The organism is Actinoplanes sp. NPDC051346 (assembly GCF_040682215.1).
Classification (GTDB): Bacteria; Actinomycetota; Actinomycetes; order Mycobacteriales; family Micromonosporaceae; genus Actinoplanes.
Window position 1 is genome coordinate 572,169 of sequence record NZ_JBFBAJ010000002.1, and the last position, 17,925, is coordinate 590,093.

The 17,925-nt window shown below is 71.4% G+C and carries 12 protein-coding genes; 4 read left to right on the forward strand and 8 right to left on the reverse strand.

Features of this window, described 5'->3' with window-relative positions:
• Window positions 1-12: 12 nt before the first annotated feature.
• Both AB0M36_RS06865 and AB0M36_RS06870 read right to left on the reverse strand, forming a co-directional pair.
• Window positions 13-2,592, reverse strand: coding sequence for a hypothetical protein (locus AB0M36_RS06865; protein WP_364153538.1), 2,580 nt, complete (start codon window positions 2,590-2,592; stop codon window positions 13-15).
• Window positions 2,589-5,900: a DUF6603 domain-containing protein gene (locus AB0M36_RS06870; protein ID WP_364153541.1), complete on the reverse strand. Its 3,312-nt coding sequence runs from the start codon at window positions 5,898-5,900 to the stop codon at window positions 2,589-2,591. The genes AB0M36_RS06865 and AB0M36_RS06870 overlap by 4 nt, the downstream gene beginning before the upstream one ends.
• Window positions 5,901-6,022: 122 nt before the next feature.
• On the opposite strand from AB0M36_RS06870, the gene AB0M36_RS06875 reads away from it, so the two are divergent.
• Window positions 6,023-6,877, forward strand: coding sequence for a hypothetical protein (locus AB0M36_RS06875; protein WP_364153544.1), 855 nt, complete (start codon window positions 6,023-6,025; stop codon window positions 6,875-6,877).
• Between the two features lie 10 nt (window positions 6,878-6,887).
• The gene (locus AB0M36_RS06880; RefSeq protein ID WP_364153546.1) at window positions 6,888-7,661 is read left to right on the forward strand and encodes a hypothetical protein; all 774 of its coding nucleotides are present in this window, start codon (window positions 6,888-6,890) and stop codon (window positions 7,659-7,661) included.
• Between the two features lie 83 nt (window positions 7,662-7,744).
• On the opposite strand, the gene AB0M36_RS06885 is transcribed toward AB0M36_RS06880, so the two are convergent.
• Genes AB0M36_RS06885 through AB0M36_RS06895 form a run of 3 tightly spaced genes read right to left on the reverse strand, consistent with a single transcriptional unit; the run spans window position 7,745 to window position 10,193 of the window.
• Window positions 7,745-8,332, reverse strand: coding sequence for a DinB family protein (locus AB0M36_RS06885; RefSeq protein ID WP_364153548.1), 588 nt, complete (start codon window positions 8,330-8,332; stop codon window positions 7,745-7,747).
• A gap of 50 nt (window positions 8,333-8,382) precedes the next feature.
• A complete protein-coding gene (locus AB0M36_RS06890) occupies window positions 8,383-9,318 on the reverse strand; it encodes a sensor histidine kinase (RefSeq protein WP_364153550.1) in 936 nt (311 codons plus the stop codon).
• On the reverse strand, window positions 9,315-10,193 hold the full coding sequence (locus AB0M36_RS06895; RefSeq protein ID WP_364153553.1) for an MEDS domain-containing protein: 879 nt from the start codon (window positions 10,191-10,193) through the stop codon (window positions 9,315-9,317). The genes AB0M36_RS06890 and AB0M36_RS06895 overlap by 4 nt, the downstream gene beginning before the upstream one ends.
• 94 nt (window positions 10,194-10,287) lie before the next feature.
• Here AB0M36_RS06895 and AB0M36_RS06900 point away from each other — a divergent pair, with 94 nt between their 5' ends.
• The gene (locus tag AB0M36_RS06900) at window positions 10,288-10,884 is read left to right on the forward strand and encodes an SMI1/KNR4 family protein (RefSeq protein ID WP_364153556.1); all 597 of its coding nucleotides are present in this window, start codon (window positions 10,288-10,290) and stop codon (window positions 10,882-10,884) included.
• 13 nt (window positions 10,885-10,897) lie between these two features.
• Window positions 10,898-12,658: an acyl-CoA dehydrogenase gene (locus AB0M36_RS06905; protein ID WP_364153558.1), complete on the forward strand. Its 1,761-nt coding sequence runs from the start codon at window positions 10,898-10,900 to the stop codon at window positions 12,656-12,658.
• A 4-nt stretch (window positions 12,659-12,662) separates the two neighbouring features.
• Here AB0M36_RS06905 and AB0M36_RS06910 read toward each other — a convergent pair whose 3' ends face one another.
• From AB0M36_RS06910 to AB0M36_RS06920, 3 genes are all read right to left on the reverse strand, one after another.
• Window positions 12,663-14,930, reverse strand: coding sequence for a bifunctional diguanylate cyclase/phosphodiesterase (locus AB0M36_RS06910; protein WP_364153561.1), 2,268 nt, complete (start codon window positions 14,928-14,930; stop codon window positions 12,663-12,665).
• An 85-nt stretch (window positions 14,931-15,015) separates the two neighbouring features.
• Window positions 15,016-16,827, reverse strand: a complete 1,812-nt coding sequence (locus tag AB0M36_RS06915) for an AMP-dependent synthetase/ligase (protein WP_364153564.1) — start codon at window positions 16,825-16,827, stop codon at window positions 15,016-15,018.
• A 155-nt stretch (window positions 16,828-16,982) separates the two neighbouring features.
• Window positions 16,983-17,630, reverse strand: coding sequence for a hypothetical protein (locus AB0M36_RS06920; protein ID WP_364153567.1), 648 nt, complete (start codon window positions 17,628-17,630; stop codon window positions 16,983-16,985).
• Between the last annotated feature and the right edge of the window lie 295 nt (window positions 17,631-17,925).

The window sequence follows — 17,925 nt, forward strand, 5'->3', positions numbered from 1 at the left end:
TCCCGGTGTCGGTCACGGCAGAAGCCGGCTGGCGTGGAGGAAGACCCGGAACGGGTTGCGCCGCAGCACCGCGGCGAGCACGTCGGAGCGGGCCGCCCATTCGGGTCCGGACGTGGGAGCCGTCGCGGGCGGCGTGGTGGGGTCGAGATGGCCGCCGGTGACCGTCACGTCGGACCAGGACAGGTCGGCCCAGGTGCGCAGCGGCCCGGTGGCCCGGTCGGCGGACAGCCCGTACCGGTTGCCCACAGGTGGCTCCGCCAGCACGATGAACCAACCCGGGTCGCCGCCGACGCCCCGCATGACGTCCGCGCTCAGCGGGAAGCCGAACAGCGCGACGTCCGGCTCCGTCCGTCCGGTGAGGACCGGCGACCGGGTCGCGGCCCGCCAGCTCGCGTCGTCCGGTGTGGCGGCCGGCCGCACAGCGCCGGGTGTGCCCTCGCCACGATGGGCGTAGATGATCAGGCCGGGGTGATCGCGAAACAGCCGGCCGCGGGCCACCAGCACGGAGATCCGCGCCGCCGGCTCCACATGACTGCCCAGGTCGCCGGCCCAGTGGTGGAGGTCGGGCAGGTCCCGGAGGGCGGCGCCGCCGCCGACCTCGGTGCGCCGGTCCCAGAACCGCGTGAACGCGCTGCTGCCCCGATCCGCCGGGAACCGCCGCCAGAGGAACTCGCGGGACACCTCGTGGTTGGCGCCGACCGCGACCGCCTCGATGAACGCCGGGTCCGGGTCGGCGAGCACCAACCGGTCGTCCGGCAGCTCGGCCACCCCGGGAAGCAGCCAGTCGGTGCCCTGTTCCAGCAGCAGGTCCACCAGCGGCACGTCGAAGCGCGGCCCGACCCGCAGCCGGGAGATCCGGGCGCCGGCCGTCGCGACGGTGACCGGGCTGCCGGCGGTGTCCAGCCGGGCGGCGAGGCGGGCGGTGAGCGGCGCCTCCGGATGCAACGCGGTGTTCACCCCGCCGGCGAGCGCGTTCAGGTCGGCCGGGGTGCAGGCGGGCGGGGCGGCGGCGTGCATCCGGTTGCGCCGCCAAGCTTCCGCCGCCGCGGCGATGTGCGGCTCGAGACCGAGCGGCGGTGGCCGGGGGATCCGCCCGCGCCGCGGCACGGACACCTGTTCCGGGGCCGGATCCGGTGCGGCGCCGGGTTGCCCCGTGGCGTAACGGTCGAGCAGCTCGGACCGGCTGTAGATGCCGTCGCGCAGCGCGGCCACCCGCCGGGCGATGCGACCGCCGGGGCGGAACAGCCGGCGGGCCGGCGCGCCGAGCACGGCCGGCGGCAGGCAGGTCGATGCGATCTGCCCGGCCAATGACCGGGGGGCGCCGGTGGCGACGGCGAGACGCGCGGCGGCCGGCCAGGCCACCTGCAGCAGCACGGCCGGCCGGGCGATCAGGGGCGCCAGCCGGTCGGTGTGCAGGCGCAACGCCACGCTCAGCCCGGCCTGCGCGTGGCGGATCTGCTCGTCCGCCTCCGCCCACTGCCCGGCCTGCTCCCAGGCGGCGGCCATCAGCTGTTCCTGGTGCACCCGGACCGCGGCGGCGCCCAGCCCGGCCGCGACGCGGTGCGGCGGCCATTCGTTGAGCTGCCGCAACCATGGCGGGTCCGCTTCGGCGTGCCAGTCCCCCCACACCGGCGCGGCCAGGTCCCGCGTGGACGTCATCTCGGCGGTCAGCGGCGCCGCGTCGTACGGCGGCCGGGCCGGCGCCGCACCGACCCGTAGCGCGCCGCCGATGGGCAGCGGGTCCGAGTCGGGCAGCGAGCGGCCGGCCCGATCCACGGCGATCCGCCGGGCGCCGCCAACCGCGACGTCCTCGGCGGCGGGCCGTAGCGCCATCGCCAGGTCCTCGAACGTGGCCGCCTCACCGGTGGTGAACCGCCAGCTGTGATAGACCGGCAGCCGCACCGGGTCCGCGGTGTTCGACCACGCCGGCACGGCGGTCGGGGTGACCGGCACCACGCCCAGCACGGCGTCGGATCCGGCCCGGAACGCCGGGACCAGCGCCGCCAGATACGTGGTCCGGGTGGCCAACCGACGCGGGCACAGCAGTCGGGCGGTTGCCGTCCCGGGCCTGGCCAACGCTGCCCGGATCGCCGCGGCGTCGGACGCGTCGACGGCCGGGTCGCCGACGTGGACGTGCGTCCAGGCGTGCAGGCTGTCCCACGGCGGCAGCTCGGTGCCCGGCACCTCCAGGGTGAGCAGCGCCCCGCCGCCCGTGAGCGTGGCCAGCGACTGCGGCACCACGACCAGGGCCAGCCACGGCGTGAGGTTGCCGGCCGGGTCCGGGCCGAAGGGGGTGACCAGCCATGGCGCCGCCGGGTCGGCCAGTTCCACGTAGGCCAGGTCGGCCGCACTCACCCCGGCCGCGTCCGGCGGCGGCCAGCAGGCTCGCACCTGCCGTACGTCCAGCCCGGTCACGTCGCCCGGCCCGAGCAGCGCCAACCCGGCCGGATCAACCTGACCGACCCGCGCGCCGTCCCGGCTCAGACGCAGGGTCATCGGCAGCGGCGGCCGGGCGTTGGCGGTGTCCGACCGCTGCTGGGTGACGGTCGCGCCCAGACCGGACCGCACCCACCGCAGCACGACGCCGCTCACGGGATCGCCGCCTCGTGCTCGGGCATCGCCAGGACGGCGGGTCCGGCGGCCCCGCGCCGCGCCACCGCCTGGTCGGCCACCATCGCCGGGACGGCCGCGCCTGTCGCGACTAACGAGCCGGGATCGGCTACCACCCAGCGTTCCGGCTTCACGGACAGCCGCTGGGGGCGCACCGCGGGACAGAAGCGTTCAGCGGCTCCGGGCCGTGCGGCGCACCGATCCGCCTCGGCTTGTGCCCATGCGACGACCACCGCGGCCGGAAGGCCCGGACCCGGAGCGTCCTCGGTGGAGCCGATCACCCGGTCCTCGGCGGGGCCGATCACCCGGTCGTCGGTGGTGTCGATCATCCGAACCGGCGCGGCGGCCACCGCCATCCGGTCGTCGGAGAGGGCCACGCCCGCGGTCATCGCCTCGAACTCGGGCCGGCCCAGGGCGGATTCCGGGTTCTCGGGACCGAATTGCGACGGGCTGAACAGGTCGGTCACCATGGTGGTCGACGCGGCGGTCCCGCTCAGGGCCACGCTCAAGGAGTACGTCCCCGGATCGGACGGCGTCGCGCCGCCCAGCCGACTCAGCGCGGCGCCGAACGGCGCGGTCCGCTGCCGGACCACCACCCGCGCGCCGGGATGGGCGGCCCGTGCCGCCTCGGGCGGCTGAGACAGCACGACCGCGCCGCTACCGCCCGCCACCGGCAGCGCCTCGATCGCCGCGGGGCGGCCAAGCTCGGCGATGATCCGTTCGGCGATGCTGACGGTCAGCCCGACCGAGCTGTCCGGCTGTCCCACGGTGGCCTCAACCCGGACCGACACCTCGGGCAGGAAGGCGATCCGGACCCGGGCCACGCCGGTAGCGGTCCACGGCGCGGTGCCGGTGAGGCGTAGCTCCAGCGCGGCGGTCAGCAGCGGTACGGCGTTCAGGCTGATGGTGATCGCGCCGAACAGGTCCACCTCGAACCCGAACCGCGGCAGGAACCGCACGAGCGCGTCGAACCCGATCATCGCCGATCCGGAGATCGTCTGCCCGAGCACCTCGGTCTCGGCGTACACCTCGAGCTTCGCGCCGAGCTGGACGGTGGCCGCGGTGAGCGCCAGATAGGTCTCCAGCCGCAGTCGTGGGTTCTCCGCGTCGGCGAGGCTGATCGAGATCCGGCGCAGCACCGGGAAGCCCTCCGGCACCAGGAACCGCGGGTGGAACCCGCCGGCCGCCATGGTGAAGTGCTTGGTGGCGCCCCATGACGCGCGCAGGGCCATTTCACCGGCGATGGCGAACGGGCCGATCCGGGAACCGGTCAGCGCGCCGTCGATGCTGATGTCGCCGCGTCCGAAGTCGACGATGCCCGCGACGTCGAGCCGCAGCTGGACCAGCGCCGCGTCGGCGGTGGGCAGGACGGCCCGCAGCTTGGCCAGGACCACCAGCTTCACCGGCGACGGCAGCTCGACGATGACGCCGGCTTCGACCGTGATGAGCGGTCCCGGACCCCAACCCAGTTTGGCCATCACGCCGATGGTGAACCGGTCCACCTCGGTCGGGAACATGCGTTGCAGGTCGCCGAGCACCTGCGCGGCGTTGGTCACCGGGTCGCGCGGGAACAGCACCGAGTCGAGCCGGCCGGCCCGGACCGCGTCGCGCATCTCACCGGTGTTGATCGACCGGTTGACGCCGACGATGCCGCCCAGGCCGTACAGGCTGATGCCGAACCCGAGCGGTAACCCGGGGAACTCGACCGCCACGAGGATGAGGAAGGACCAGCCCGGCCGCCCGCCCGGCAGCTTCGTGTTGATCAGGCCGATCGCGGTGATGGCGATGGCCTTGAACTGCAGCTGCAGCACCCCGGCGTACTGTCCGGCGTCGAAGTCCAGGAACAGGTAGCCGCCGCCGGTCACCGGGCCCGCGGAGATCAGCGCGCCGATCCCGGCCGGCGGGCGCAGGCCGGCGGTGATCGGCAGCGACACCGCCGGATCACCGGCGGCCCGGACCCGCAGCTGCACGCCCATCCGGTCCACCCGCAACGCGAGCGGTCCGAGCTTGGCCGCGATCCCCGCGGTCAGCTCCACGCCCGGCCCGCCGTCGAGCAGCAGTTCCACGGCCACGTCCAGCAGGTCGACCGGGCCGATGCTGCGCTTGCCGCTGAGCACCAGGCGGGGCGCCCGCGATCCGACGAATGTGACACCGTCGCGAGCGCTCACCTGCACGCGCAGATCACCGTTCACCTGTGCCGCGCCGCCGAGCAGCGTGCTGAGCAGCCCGTCCGTAGCCGCCACCGACAGCGCCAGCCCGTCCAACGCGAGCGATCCGGCGAAGTCCGCGCCGGCCGCTCCGGCCATGACCCGCACGTCTAACGAGGCCGAGTTCACGGTCAGGTTCATCCCGCCCTCGGCGCCGAACCGCAACGCCGGCGTCGAGGTGGACGCGTACCCGGCGCCAACGGTGAACCGCGTCATGTCGGCCTCGGCCGCGATGCCGGTCTTGTCGAACCGCACCACCTGGGGTCCGGGGATCGCCACGGTGGCCCGCCATCCGCCGCGCGTCCAGGTCAGATCCAGTCCGGGGGAGAGGGCGACGGTGACGGTCAGGCCCGTGCCCGGCTCGTCCGTCACGGCGACCGCGATCCGGGTGTAGTCCGGCACCGGGCGGCGGGTCAACACATCCACGACCAGGATGCGGCTCAGCTCGGCGGCGTCCGGCGCGGCCGGGTCGGTGTCCGCCGTCGTCGCGCCCACGCCCAGATCCTCGAGCGCGTCGATGACCAGCGGCCACGCCACGGCGACCAGGGCACCGGGTTCGGCGGCCAGGTCGCGCAGCCGCGCGATCGGATCTCGCAGCAGGGCGGTCAGGCCCTCGACCGAGACGCGGGTGCGGCGCATCGGCCGGCGCCGCCAGCCGCCCGCGTCGTAGGCCGGGACGTCGGCGGGCTCCGCCACCCCGAGCAGTTCCAGGATCGGCAGCGCCGGGCGGATCCGGGCCAGAACCGCGGTGAGCAGCACCTCGGCGACATCGGTGATGATCTCGGCCGGCGCGTCCGGTGCCGCCGCTACGGCCTGCGCCACCGTGGCGGCGGGCTCAGCGAGCCGGGCTATCAGCAGGCCCAGCATGAGGAGATCCTCCGGTGGGTCCTCGACCGCGTCACCGATGGCGTCCTTCAGTCCGGAAAGGGCGCTCACCGTGGCGGCCACGTCCAGATCGCCGAATTCCTCCCATCCGGCCGCGAACAGCACCCGGCGCAACCCCTCGGGCGTGGTCGCGGCGAGCAGCGGCGCGGCCATCGCGTCAGCCACCCGGACGACCGCACCACCGATGTCGGACGTCATCGCCGCTCCTTCACCCACTCGGTCGCAATCCCCGGGCATTGTGGTGCGTCGCGTACTCGGAGGTTTATCTTCCTCTCGGAGGCCTCATTTCACCTACCTGGCGCGGTCGCCGAAAGGATGACATGGGTGAGCTGGACGAACGGCTGAGGAGCGTCGCTCGTCTGGACGCCGGACCGGGACGCGTCGTGATCCAGCCACCGGCGTCCGGGACGTTCGACGGTGGAGGATTGCTGTCCACCGAGCGGGCGGTATGCGAGCCGATCGATCCGGCCGACCTCCAGTCCATCGACGACGATCCGCTGCAACCGCTCGGTGTCCGGCTCATCGACGCCGGGCTGAAGCTGTGGGTGTACACCGAGGCCCGGCTCGCGATGGACCTGGTGGAGCTGTCCATCACCTACACCACGACCATGAACTCATTGCTCACCGACCCGGTCAAGCTCGAGGCTTACGTCCTGGCGGCCGGCCTGGCCTACAGCGAATACGTACGGGACTACTTCGCCGGGTACGTCGACATGCTCGTGGCCATGTGGGATTTCCTGATCCGCAGCGGTGAATGCACGATCGCCATCGCCGGCCTCACCGCGGAGGCGGTCCTCGGTCTGACCGACTCACCGGACTGGGACGCGGCCGTCACCTCGATGACCGGCGCCTGCGCCCCGTTTATCGATGTGGTCCTGGCGCTCGCCCAGGTGAACGCCTTCTTCGAGGCGCTGCGGGACCACCCGCTGGACATGGTGGGCGCCGCGTTGGAAGTGGTCGCCGAATTCGCCGTCGCCGCGGTGGAGAAGATGACCGACGGCGAGATCATCACCGAGCTCGCCTCGTTCGCCTCGAACCACATCTCGATCGGCGAATTCCACGGCACGCTCCTCGGCATCATCATGGCAGAGGTGATCATCGACGAACTGCTCACCGCCGGCGCCGGCAAGGTGCTCCGCGGTGTCCGCTGGGTCAAGAAGGTCCCGACACCGTGAGGGGCTCCCGATGACGCTGAGCACGGCCACCAAGTCCAAGATCATCGCGCGGTTCGAGAAGATCGCGCAGCTGATGCGCCGCCGGGCCGGCCGCAGAGGCACCCGGCTGGCGGTGGTCGTCCAGCACATCTCCGACGCGTTCCCGAAGGACCGGGTCTTCCACCTGCTCGACGTGGTCGGCCACAGCCTCGCCAAGCGGACCGACGAGCTCGTGCTGATCACCGGCAAACACACCGACGTGCAGGACCAGATCCGTGACCTGAACCGGGCCGGCAAGGTGTGGCTGACCACGTTCATGGGACCCGCTCAGGGCAATACGATCACTCGCCAGCTGGTCGTCGAGATCGAGCAGTCGGCGGCCGACTTCATCTTCGAGTCCCACCACGTCGTCGAGGCACGGCTTCGGACCCGATACCCCGAGCTGAGGAACGCCTTCGCGAGCGGCGACGAAATGATCACCGTCGCGATCCCCAGCGGGCTGCACCGCGGCGCCCGCTACGCGCCGCTGGAGGCCCGAACCGTCAAGCTGAAGCAGTTGCGCGACGCGCTTCCCGACCGGGACTTCAACCTCACCGCGCTGTTGATGACGAAGTTCGACGACGCCTACTTCGCGACGCCGGGCAAGGACTACCGGACATTCCTCACCGAACTGTCGGGGTTCTACAAGCAGCACCTGCCCGAGATGTACAAGCCGGCCGGCCCGGCCGCGACCCATGGCATCCATGCGGCGCTCGTTCAGATCGCCACGAAGACAGGGGTCAGTCCGTCCATCCTCGTCCCGTGATACGCGGCAACCGCCCGAGGCGCCGACAGCGAACCGCCGGCTGAGGTGACGCGTCCGGCGAGCCTACTGTCGGAGCGGGGCGGCTATCCGAACCGGTCGGCGAGTTTGGTCAGCTTGGCGACGTACGCCGGCCAGTCCTGGTCGTCGGGGATGTTGGTGTTCTCCCGCTGCCAGCCGATCGCTCCGTCGTGCTGCTCGCGCATGATGTCGGCGTGGCCGGCGTGACGGGCGACGTCGCTGATCACGTGGACGATGATCCTTTGCAGGGTTACGTCTCCCTTCGGCCCCCACCACGGCACCCGCCCCGGCGCGTCGAGCGGTAGCTGGTTGATTGTTTCGTCCGCGAAGGCCCCGACACGACGGTAGAGGTCGATCAGCTCGTCTTTGGTCTCGTCCTCCCGCGCGTACCAGTCCGCCTGCGGGTCCTCGTCGTATGCCCGCATGGGGACCAGCTCTTCGGGGGTCGGGAACTGGCGCCCGAAGGTGGGCCCGAAGTAGCCGGCTTCGACGTTGAGGCAGTGCTTGAGGACTCCCAGCAGGTTGTTGCCGGTCGCGGTGCGGGGCAGTCTGGCCTCGCGTTCGCTCAGTCCGTCGAGCTTCCAGATGAGATCTTCCCGGGTCGTCTGGAGGTAATGGTGCAGTGCGGACTTCGGGTCGCTCAGATCAGCCATGCGCGCCAGTCTTCCCTACGACGAGCTGCTCGTGGGGGCGTCGCCCTGAGTCAGTGGTGCAGGTGGGCGCGGATGGTGGTGCCGGCGGGTGTGGTGTGGATGCGGACGAGGTCGCAGAGCTGGTGGACCAGCAGCAGTCCTCGACCGCCGTTGAGGGCGTTGGCCGGCACCGGGATGCGTCCGGCGAGGGGATCGCTGAGGTGGCCGCTGTCGGTCAGTTGGCAGACCAGATGACCGTCCTGGGCCCAGACGGCGAGTTCGCCGGTGCCGCCGCCGTATTTGACGGTGTTGCTGGCCAGCTCGTTGACCGCGAGGGCGAGATCCGCGACCCGCTCGGGTGCCAGACCGGCCCGGTCGGCGTACTCGACGACGAAGCGACGGACGGCCCGCAGCGTGAAGAAGTCGATGGCGATGGTGGCCGCGTCGGCGGGCGGGTCGGGCAGCGGCTGGTTGAAGCTGGCGGCGACGGTGACGGGGTCGTCGTAGAAGGCACTGTCGAAGCGGCTGGCGGCGTCGAGCATGACCGGGTGCGTCCGGTACGCGTCCTCGATCCACGCCGGGTCGAGCAGTTCGGTGTTGTAGGGGCACAGGATCGTGGCCGCGCGGTCGGTGAACGCCGCGTTGATCAGCGCCTCGTGCTGGGCGCACGCGGGGTACTCGGTGGCGCTGCGGCCGGCCCAGATCGGTTCGCCGATCAGCCGAACCCGCTGATCGGGGTGGGCGTTGGCGAAGGCCAGCAGGACGGTGGGGATGATCCGGCCTGGATTGCGGCCGACCACCGTCATGTCGCGCAGCAGCACCCGCTCGGCGTCCGCGCCCAGGGCGTCGCGGATCAGGGTGAGGTTGGGGCCGGGGACGGCAACCGCGACCGGTTCGCCGGCGGCCAACCCATCGAGGATGTACGGCACGGTGCCGGCCAGGTACTCCTCGTCGTCGCGGTACAGCAGCGCCGGATGCACGAACTGTTCCACCGTGGCGCCACTCATGCGACCAACCCCGTCAGGCGCAGCTGGGACAGCTGTGTGACGCCAAGGCGGTCCATGGCCCTTGCGACTGTCGCGTGGCATCCGCTGACGTGCACCCCGCCGGGTGCCCGCAGCGCGAGCCGGACCAGCAGCGCGGCGGTGTTGGCGTCGGCGAACCGCAGGCCCTCGACATCGATGACGATCGGAGCGGCCGGGTCGGGCCGCTGGTCCAGCACGGCGTCCAACGCCGCGGCCAGGGCGGCTTCGTTGCTGAGGTCGGCCTCGCCGATCAACCGCAGCCCGTACGGGTCACTGGTGCGACGGATGCGCAACAGCGGCACAGCCTCAGGCTCAGCGTTCGCGGTGAGCGTCGTCGGGTGCGCACATGCCACCTCTTGGAGCAGCCCGCGGCCGAAGGCACGCAGGTCGTAGAGGCAGATCCCCACCGCGCACCCCTCCATGAACAACCGGTTGACCTGCGCCTCGTACGCGACCAGCCGATCGACTACGGCCGGCTCGCCCAGCGCCCACGGCATGTCGCCGACCAGCCGCAGCCCCGGGTAACCATCTGCGGCGGCCTGCTCGATATACCCGGTAAGGGAGTCCAACATGCGGGCTGGTTCAAATCGGCCATCCGGCTGGTACGCCTCGTGAGATGGCAGCGCCCGCACCTGCCCGGCCCGCTGGGCGGGAGCCACCGCGACGCCACGCGCCTCCAGGCCGGCCAGCGCCGCGGCGGGCGGCAGCGGTTCGGTGAACACCAGCACCTTCTCACCGGCGTCCAGGCCGGCCGTGACTGCTCGCGCCATCAGGTCGAGCCCGTCGTCGGTGCCGTTGACGAACGCGCAAATGTGATCACCGAGCTGAAGGTGGTCCAGCATTGCCGCCCCCGCCACGTGACCACCTCCCCAGCGTCCGGGCCCAATTGTGCACCCGGTGCGGGCCTGCGGGCAGGATGGGGTGGTCACACATAGCGGGGGAGGCATGAGGATGGAGCAGCCGACGGCGTTACTGGAGCGGCTGCAACGCGTCAGGAACAGCCTTGCCGCGCTGGACCAGCCGGGCATTTTCGGTGCTCGGGCACACCGGGGGCTGCTCGGTCCGACGCTGACCGAGTCCGAGGTAGCCGGCTTCGAGCGTCGCCACGGCATCGTCCTGCCGGCCGAGTACCGGGCGTTCGTGACGGGGGTCGGCCATGGCGGTCCGGGCCGCTACGGCGGTGCGGGACCGTTCTACGGGCTGCTCCCGCTTGATCGCTGGGATGAGGCACTGGTCGAGGACACCCACGACAGGGTGCTCACCACGCCGTTCCCGGTGGCTCCGGGGCGGGAATACGGCGCTGACTGGTTGAGCGAGGTAGGCCTGTCGGACGACGACGACCGGGAGTGGTTTCCGGGCGCGATCGCGCTGGCCCATCTCGGCTGCGGCGACATGGCGGTGCTGGTGGTCACGGGTGCCGGGCGCGGCCGGGTCGCCTACACGTCCTGGGCCTCCCAGGCCCCGGCCTTCTCCCCGGACCCGGATTTCCTGGCCTGGTATCAGCGATGGCTCGACGCCGCCGGGCGCGGGGATTCCCATTGGTTCTAGTTAAGCTCAACGGATGTCCCGGATTCTCTCGGCGCGTGACCTCGAGTTTCTTCTCTATGAGTGGCTCGATGTCGAGGCGCTGACCAAGCGTTCCCGGTTCGCCGAGCACTCCCGGGAGACCTTCGACGCCGTCCTCGAGCTGTCGGCGCGCATCGCCGAGCGCGAGTTCGCCAGCCACAACCGCAAGGGCGACCTGCAGGAGCCGACCTTCGACGGCGAACGCGTCACGGTCATCCCCGAGGTCGAGTCGGCCCTGCGGGCGTTCCACGATTCGGGGCTGCTCGGCGGCGCGTTGGACGAGGAGTTCGGCGGCCTGCGACTGCCGCACGTCGTCACACGTTCCTGCTTCGCGTGGTTCCAGGCCGCGAACATCGCGACGTCGGCGTACCCGATGCTCACCATGGCGACCGTGAACCTGCTGCTGGCGTACGCGAAGAAAGAGCATGTCGACGCCTTCGTCCGGCCGATGGTCGAGGGTCGGTTCACCGGCACGATGTGCCTGTCGGAGCCGCAGGCGGGGTCGTCGCTGAGCGACGTGACGACCCGGGCCATGCCCGTGGGCGACGGGACCTACCGGCTGCACGGCAGCAAGATGTGGATCTCCGGGGGCGACCACGAGCTCAGCGAGACGATCGTGCACCTGGTGCTGGCCCGGGTCGTCGGCGCGCCGGCCGGGGTCAAGGGGCTGTCGCTGTTCATCGTCCCGAAGCATCTGCTCGGGCCCGACGGTGCGCCGGGTGAGCGCAACGACGTCGTGCTCGTCGGACTGAACCACAAGATGGGCTTCCGGGGCACCACCAACGCCGTGCTGTCGTTCGGGGACGGGACCCACGGGCCGCTCGGTGCCGCGGGCGCGGTCGGCTACCTGGTCGGCGAGGAGGGCCGCGGGCTCGCGTACATGTTCCACATGATGAACGAGGCGCGGATCGGCGTCGGGGCCGGCGCGGTCGCGCTCGGTTACACCGGATATCTGCACGCCCTGGCGTACGCGCGGGAACGCGTCCAGGGCCGGCCGCCGGGAGACAAGGACCCGACGGCGCCGCCGGTGCCGATCGTGCGGCATCCGGACGTACGCCGGATGCTCCTGGCGTCCAAGACCTACGTGGAAGGGGGTCTCGCCCTCATCCTGTACGCCGCCAAGCTGCTCGACGATGACTCCCCGGACGCCCCACTGCTGCTGGACGTGCTGACCCCCATCGTGAAGGCGTGGCCGTCGCAGTGGTGCCTCAAGGCCAACGACTACGCGATCCAGGTGCACGGCGGATACGGCTACACCCGGGAATACCCCGTCGAGCAGTTCTACCGCGACAACCGGCTCAACCCGATCCACGAGGGCACCGACGGCATCCAGGCGCTGGACCTGCTCGGACGCAAGGTCACCATGGACGGCGGCGCGGGTCTGTCGCTGCTGCTGCGCACGATGGGCGAGACGACGGCGCGGGCTCCCCGGGAGCTGTCGGGCCTGGCCCGCGCCCTCGATGCGGCCCGGGCGCGCCTGGCCGACGTGACGCGGACGCTGTGGGCCTCGGGCGATCCCCGGTCCGCGCTGGCGAACGCGACCGCCTACCTGGACGCCGCCGGGCACATCGTCGTCGCCTGGATGTGGCTGGAACAGGCGATCGCCGCCCACGGCAAGCGGGGCGCGTTCTACGACGGCAAGCGCCTGGCGGCGACGTATTTCTTCGACCATGAGCTGCCGCGTACGGGACCGTGGCTGGACCTGCTCGCCAGCGGCGACACCCTGCTGGCGGAGCTGGACGACGATCTCCTCTGACCGTTTACAAGCCGGCCGTCGCGGGCGAGCCGACGACACCGTCGGCACGTCGGGCGGGGTCGTTCAGGACGGTGTGCAGGGTGGCGACGGGGGCGGGTCGGTGGAAGTGGTAGCCCTGGGCGAGGTCGCAGCCCAGGGCGTGCAGACGTTGCGCCTGCGTGCCGGTCTCCACGGCCTCGGCGATGGTGTGCAGCCCGAGGCTGCTGGCCAGTTGCAGGATGGCACGGATGAAGGCGATGTCGCGGGGGTCGCCGGTCTCGATCTGGCCGGTGGTGAACGAGCCGTCCATCTTGAGGATGTCGACCGGCAGTTGGCGTAGGTAGGACAGCGAGGAGTAGCCGCTGCCGAAGTCGTCGATGGCGATGCGGATGCCCTGCTCGCGCAGACTCTCCAGTTGAGCGATGGCGGTGGCGGCGTCGGTGACGGAGGTGATCAGCGCCGTCTCCGTGATCTCGATGATCAGCGCCCGGCCCGGCAGGCCCGCCTGGGCCACCAGCTCCAGCACCCGGGTGGCGAAAGCGGGGTCGCGCAGCTGCTGGGCGGAGACGTTGACCGTGCAGGGTACGCCGTGCTCGGCGTACCAGCCGGCCAGGTCGGTGCAGACCTGACGCAGGACCCAGTCGCCGATGGGCACGATGGCGCCGCTCTGTTCGGCCAGGGGGATGAACTGGGCCGGGGAGACGAAGGTGCCGTCGGGGCGGATCCAGCGCAGCAGCGCCTCCGTTGCGGCGACCCGCCCGGTGGGCAGGTCGACGATCGGCTGGTAGTACATGGTGAACTCGCCGTCGGCCAGCGCGCGGCGCAGCTCGGCGACCATGCGGGTGTGCGCCAGCCGGTCGGCGTGCAGCTCGGCGTCGTAGACGACGATCTGGTTGCCGCCGGCGGACCGGGCCGCGTCCAGCGCCACGTCGGCCTCGCGCAGGACCTCGCCGGCGTTGACCCGGCCATCCCAGGCGCGCAGGCCGATGCTGGCGCTGAGGTGGACTTCCCCGCCGGGCACCGGGTACGGCGTGCCGAGCGACCGCAGCGTCCGTTCGGCGACCCGCATGCCACCGGCGGCGTCGGCGTGGAGCAGGACGGCGAACTCGTCGCCGGCCAGGCGCATCAACTGCGCCGAGCCGGTGCTGGCGCGCAGCCGGGTGGCGGCCTCCCGCAGCAGGTCGTCGCCAGCCTGGTGGCCGAAGCTGTCATTGAGGGCGCGGAAGCCGTCGAGGTCGATCAGCAGCAGTGCGACGCCATTGGCGGGGCGTCCCGTCTCGAGCTGCTCCCGCAGCAGGGTCAGGGTTCCCAGGCCGGTCAACGGATCCCGGCGGACCCGGCGCCCGAGCAGGGTCGCCACCAGGCTCAACCGGAACACCAGCAACGTGGCGATGCCACAGAGCAGAACGACCGGCACGGCGACCTGCGGAACGGACACCGCGCCGTGGTCGCGCAACGTCGTGGTGAGCGTGTACGCGGCCAGGGCCCCGGTGCTGAGGATCAGCAGCACGTACAGGCTCAGCCGTACCGGCGACACCGAGGCCGGTTTGGCCGGCACCTGCCCGGCGGTGTGCGCCATCGACGGGTGCAACGCCGCGGCGCCCACCAGGACCAGCGCGGCCGTCCACCCCAGCACCGAAATCGTGGAGTTGCCCGTCCCGCCGTCGGCGCGTTCGATCCAGCGCACGATGCCGGCCAGGACCACTCCGGCGGAGCCGGCGGTCAGCAGGGCGTACGCGCGCGTACGGATGCGGCTCACCAGCGCCACCCGTACCGTCAGCACCAGGACCAGCAGATCGCCGGTGGTCAGCGCGAGCGCACTGGTCAGCTGCCATCCGTGGTAGTGACCGGCGAACAGCAGCGGCTCGATGATCAGGCTCCACCACCACATCGCCGCGCCCAACGCCACGATGGCGACGTCGATCGTGCCGGCGCGGCGCAGGCCCTGGCGTACCCAGCAGGCCATGCCGAGCGCGAGCAGCGGTCCCCGCACGTGCGACAACAGCAACGCCGCCCACTCCAGGCGACCGGTGCCGGCGTCCACCGCGTGCAGGAGGTTGCCGAGCAGGGCGGCGGCGACCGTGGCGACCGTGAAATACCACGGCAGCGCCCACCGGGGCCGGTGCCACCGGATTCCCAGCACCATCGCCGTCATCGACGCCAGCGCCAGGGGGGCCATCACCGCGTACACGGCCGAACCCGTCAGCGGCATCGTGGCGACGACGGCAAGCCCTCCACCCGCCAGGAAGCGGCGGTGCGCCGGCACACGCCGGAACGCGCGGAGAGGATTCACCTGTCCTGTGTACCGGCCCAGGGTTCCGCGCCCGGTTGCCGCACTGATGCCATTCTGGTGCAGCAACCGTTTGGCACCGTACTCATCATCGGTAGATGTCGGCGATCTCCGCGGCGTACATCTGGTGCACGACCTGCCGCTTGACCTTGAGCGACGGGGTGATCTCCCCGGTCGCCTCGGTGAAGTCACGGGGCAGGATGCGGAACGCCTTGATCGCCTCGGCCTTGGAGACGGCCTGGTTGGCGGCGTCGATCGCGCTCTGGATCTGCGCCCGTAGCCCCTCGTTGTCCCGCACCTGCTCCACGCCGGCTTCCGTCGGCAGGCCCGCCTCGGCCAGCCACTTCGGCAGAGCCTCCTCGTCGAGGGTGACCAACGCGGCGATGAAGGGCTGCCGGTCGCCGACCACCACGCACTGGCTGACCAGCGGGTGGACCCGGACCAGATCCTCCAGCACGGCCGGGGCGACGTTCTTGCCGCCGGCCGTCACGATGAGCTCCTTCTTCCGGCCGGTGATGTGCAGGTACCCGTCGTCGTCGAGCTTGCCGAGGTCACCGGTGCGGAACCAGCCGTCGGCGGTGAGCGCCTCGGCGGTCGCCGTCTCGTTGCCCCAGTAGCCCTGGAAGACCAGGTCGCCGGCGATCAGCACTTCGCCGTCGTCGTCGATGCGTACGGTCACACCCGGCAGGGGCTGGCCGACGGTGCCGATCCTGATGCCGCCGGGCCGGTTCGCCGCGGCGGCGGGAGACGTTTCGGTCAGGCCGTACCCCTCGCAGATGGTGACCCCGATGCCGCGGAAGAAGTGGCCCAGCCGGGCGCCGAGCGGCGCGCCACCGGAGATGGCGTCGCGGCAGCGCCCGCCCAGGGCCGCCCGCAGTTTGCGATAGACCAGCCGGTCGAAGAGGGCGTGTTGCGCCCGCAGCACGAAGCCCGGCCCGGCCGTCGTCTCCAGCGCCTCGCTGTACGCGACCGCCACCTGCTCGGCACGGGCGAAGATCTTGCCCTTGCCGTCGGCTTCCGCCTTCTGCCGGGCCGCGTTGTAGACCTTCTCGAACACCCGGGGCACCGAGAGTACGAACGTGGGACGAAACTCCTGCAGCTCGGCAACCAGTTTCGTGGTGTCCGGGCAGTAGCCCGTGCGAGCCCGGATCTGCACCACGCCGGTCTGGATGAGCCGGGCGAAGGAGTGCGCCAGCGGCAGGAAGAGCAGGGTCGAGGAGCCGGGTCCGAACATGTTCGGCAGCGCGGCCACCGCGTTGGCGGCGTCGACGTGCAGGTTGCGGTGGGTGAGCATGCAGCCCTTGGGGCGCCCGGTGGTGCCGCTGGTGTAGATGAAGGTGGCGAGGTCGTCGGCGCGCACGGCCGCGCGGCGCCGCTCCACCTCCGCCGGGTCGACCGCCGCGCCGGCCCGGACCAGCTCGCCCACCCCGCCGAGGTCGATCTGCCAGATGTTCCGCAAATCAGGCAGCTTGTCCCGTACGCCGGCCACGACAGACGCGTGCGCGCCGGTCTCCAGCACACAGGCCACCGCGCCCGAGTCGGCCAGGATCCACGCGGTCTGTTCGGCGCTGGAGGTTTCGTAGACCGGCACGGTGACCGCGCCGACCGCCCAGATCGCGTAGTCCAGCAGAGTCCATTCGTACCGGGTACGGCTCATCAGCGCGACCCGCTCGCCGGGCTGCACACCCGCGGCGATCAGCCCCCTGGCGACGGCGACCACCTCGTCGCGGAACTCACGGCAGGTCACTTCGCTGCGCGGCCCACCCGTGTCGGCCATCGTCACCGAGGACCGGATGAACTGGACCGCGTCGGGGGCGCTCTCCGCGTTGTCCCACACCGGACCGGTGAGGTTGGCCGTGTCCGCGATGGTGACGATCGGCGGGACAGAAAGTTCGCGCACCCTTGCTCCTCTGCTCACGCTGGTCCTGGCCGCCTTGCGCAGGACATTGCCTGACCGGTGCGCAACTGTACCTATGGCCGTTGGCCCGTTCATCGCCGCGTAGGGACTACCGCGAGCAAAGGGTTACCGCGGTTCATCGACTCACGTGTGTCGGCTCACAACAACGCGTCGACGACCTGGGTGGCTCGTTTCTCGTGCTTGGCGTAGGCGCCTGGAATTGCCGACCGTTGCACGGCCTGCGCCGCGTCACCCAGACTCTCGGACTCCCAGTCGGATGTCTTGAGCAGCCGCTCGTAAAAGGCGTTTGCGGCGTAACGCGGGTTCATCAGCTGCGCCACAGTGCCCCAGCCCTGACTCGGACGCTGCTGGAAGACGCCGAGCGAATCGAAGTCGTCGCCGGCTCCCTCATTCGGCCGGTCGAGGGAAGCCGGGACGGACGGGTTGGCCAGGTTACGCAGGCTGGACTCCTGCATCCCGGTCATCATGGCCACCAGCATCGCCCGGCGGGGAAGACCACGCTCCTGAGCGACCCGCACGATCACCGCGGCATTGTTCATCTGTGCCTGATTGAGGCCCGCCACCGGTTGCGGTGGCCGGGCCGCCGTCGCCGAAGGGGCGGGAACCGCGGCTGACACCGACGGCGCGGCCGGCGCCGGGGAGACGCGCACCCTACCTCGCGAGGCGGCCGGCGGGGCGCTCGATCTCTGCTGAAGCGCGCCGCCGATGGTGACCGGCGTCGTGGTCGGCTGTTCGGTGCCGTTGATGGCGACGACCCCGGCCACGGCGGCCGAGACAGCACTCATCGCTATCAGGATGGACACGGTGCGGCCTTGCCGTCCGGCTCGACGCCGACCCTTTCGGCGCCGGCGCGGCGACCAGTCTGTTTCATACATGTTTGGCCGGAACGCGGGCTCTTCGTCGCCGCGAGGCTGGACATACGCGACACGTTGGCGCGGCATTCCCCCCGGCCGTCGATACTGCGCGGGTTCAGTCGAGTACTCCGACGCCACGAACGCGACCGTCCTTCCGCAAACACCTGGTTCTCTCCCAGGCAGTACGGAGCCTCGGCGGTCTTCGGATCAATACTGTGGCGATCAA

Coding starts and splice junctions, on each gene's coding strand:
- AB0M36_RS06870 (WP_364153541.1), bottom strand. CDS start 5,900: ATGACGTCCGACATCGGTGGTGCGGTCGTCCGGGTGGCTGACGCGATG.
- AB0M36_RS06875 (WP_364153544.1), top strand. CDS start 6,023: ATGGGTGAGCTGGACGAACGGCTGAGGAGCGTCGCTCGTCTGGACGCC.
- AB0M36_RS06880 (WP_364153546.1), top strand. CDS start 6,888: ATGACGCTGAGCACGGCCACCAAGTCCAAGATCATCGCGCGGTTCGAG.
- AB0M36_RS06885 (WP_364153548.1), bottom strand. CDS start 8,332: ATGGCTGATCTGAGCGACCCGAAGTCCGCACTGCACCATTACCTCCAG.
- AB0M36_RS06890 (WP_364153550.1), bottom strand. CDS start 9,318: ATGAGTGGCGCCACGGTGGAACAGTTCGTGCATCCGGCGCTGCTGTAC.
- AB0M36_RS06900 (WP_364153556.1), top strand. CDS start 10,288: ATGGAGCAGCCGACGGCGTTACTGGAGCGGCTGCAACGCGTCAGGAAC.
- AB0M36_RS06905 (WP_364153558.1), top strand. CDS start 10,898: ATGTCCCGGATTCTCTCGGCGCGTGACCTCGAGTTTCTTCTCTATGAG.
- AB0M36_RS06920 (WP_364153567.1), bottom strand. CDS start 17,630: ATGAGTGCTGTCTCGGCCGCCGTGGCCGGGGTCGTCGCCATCAACGGC.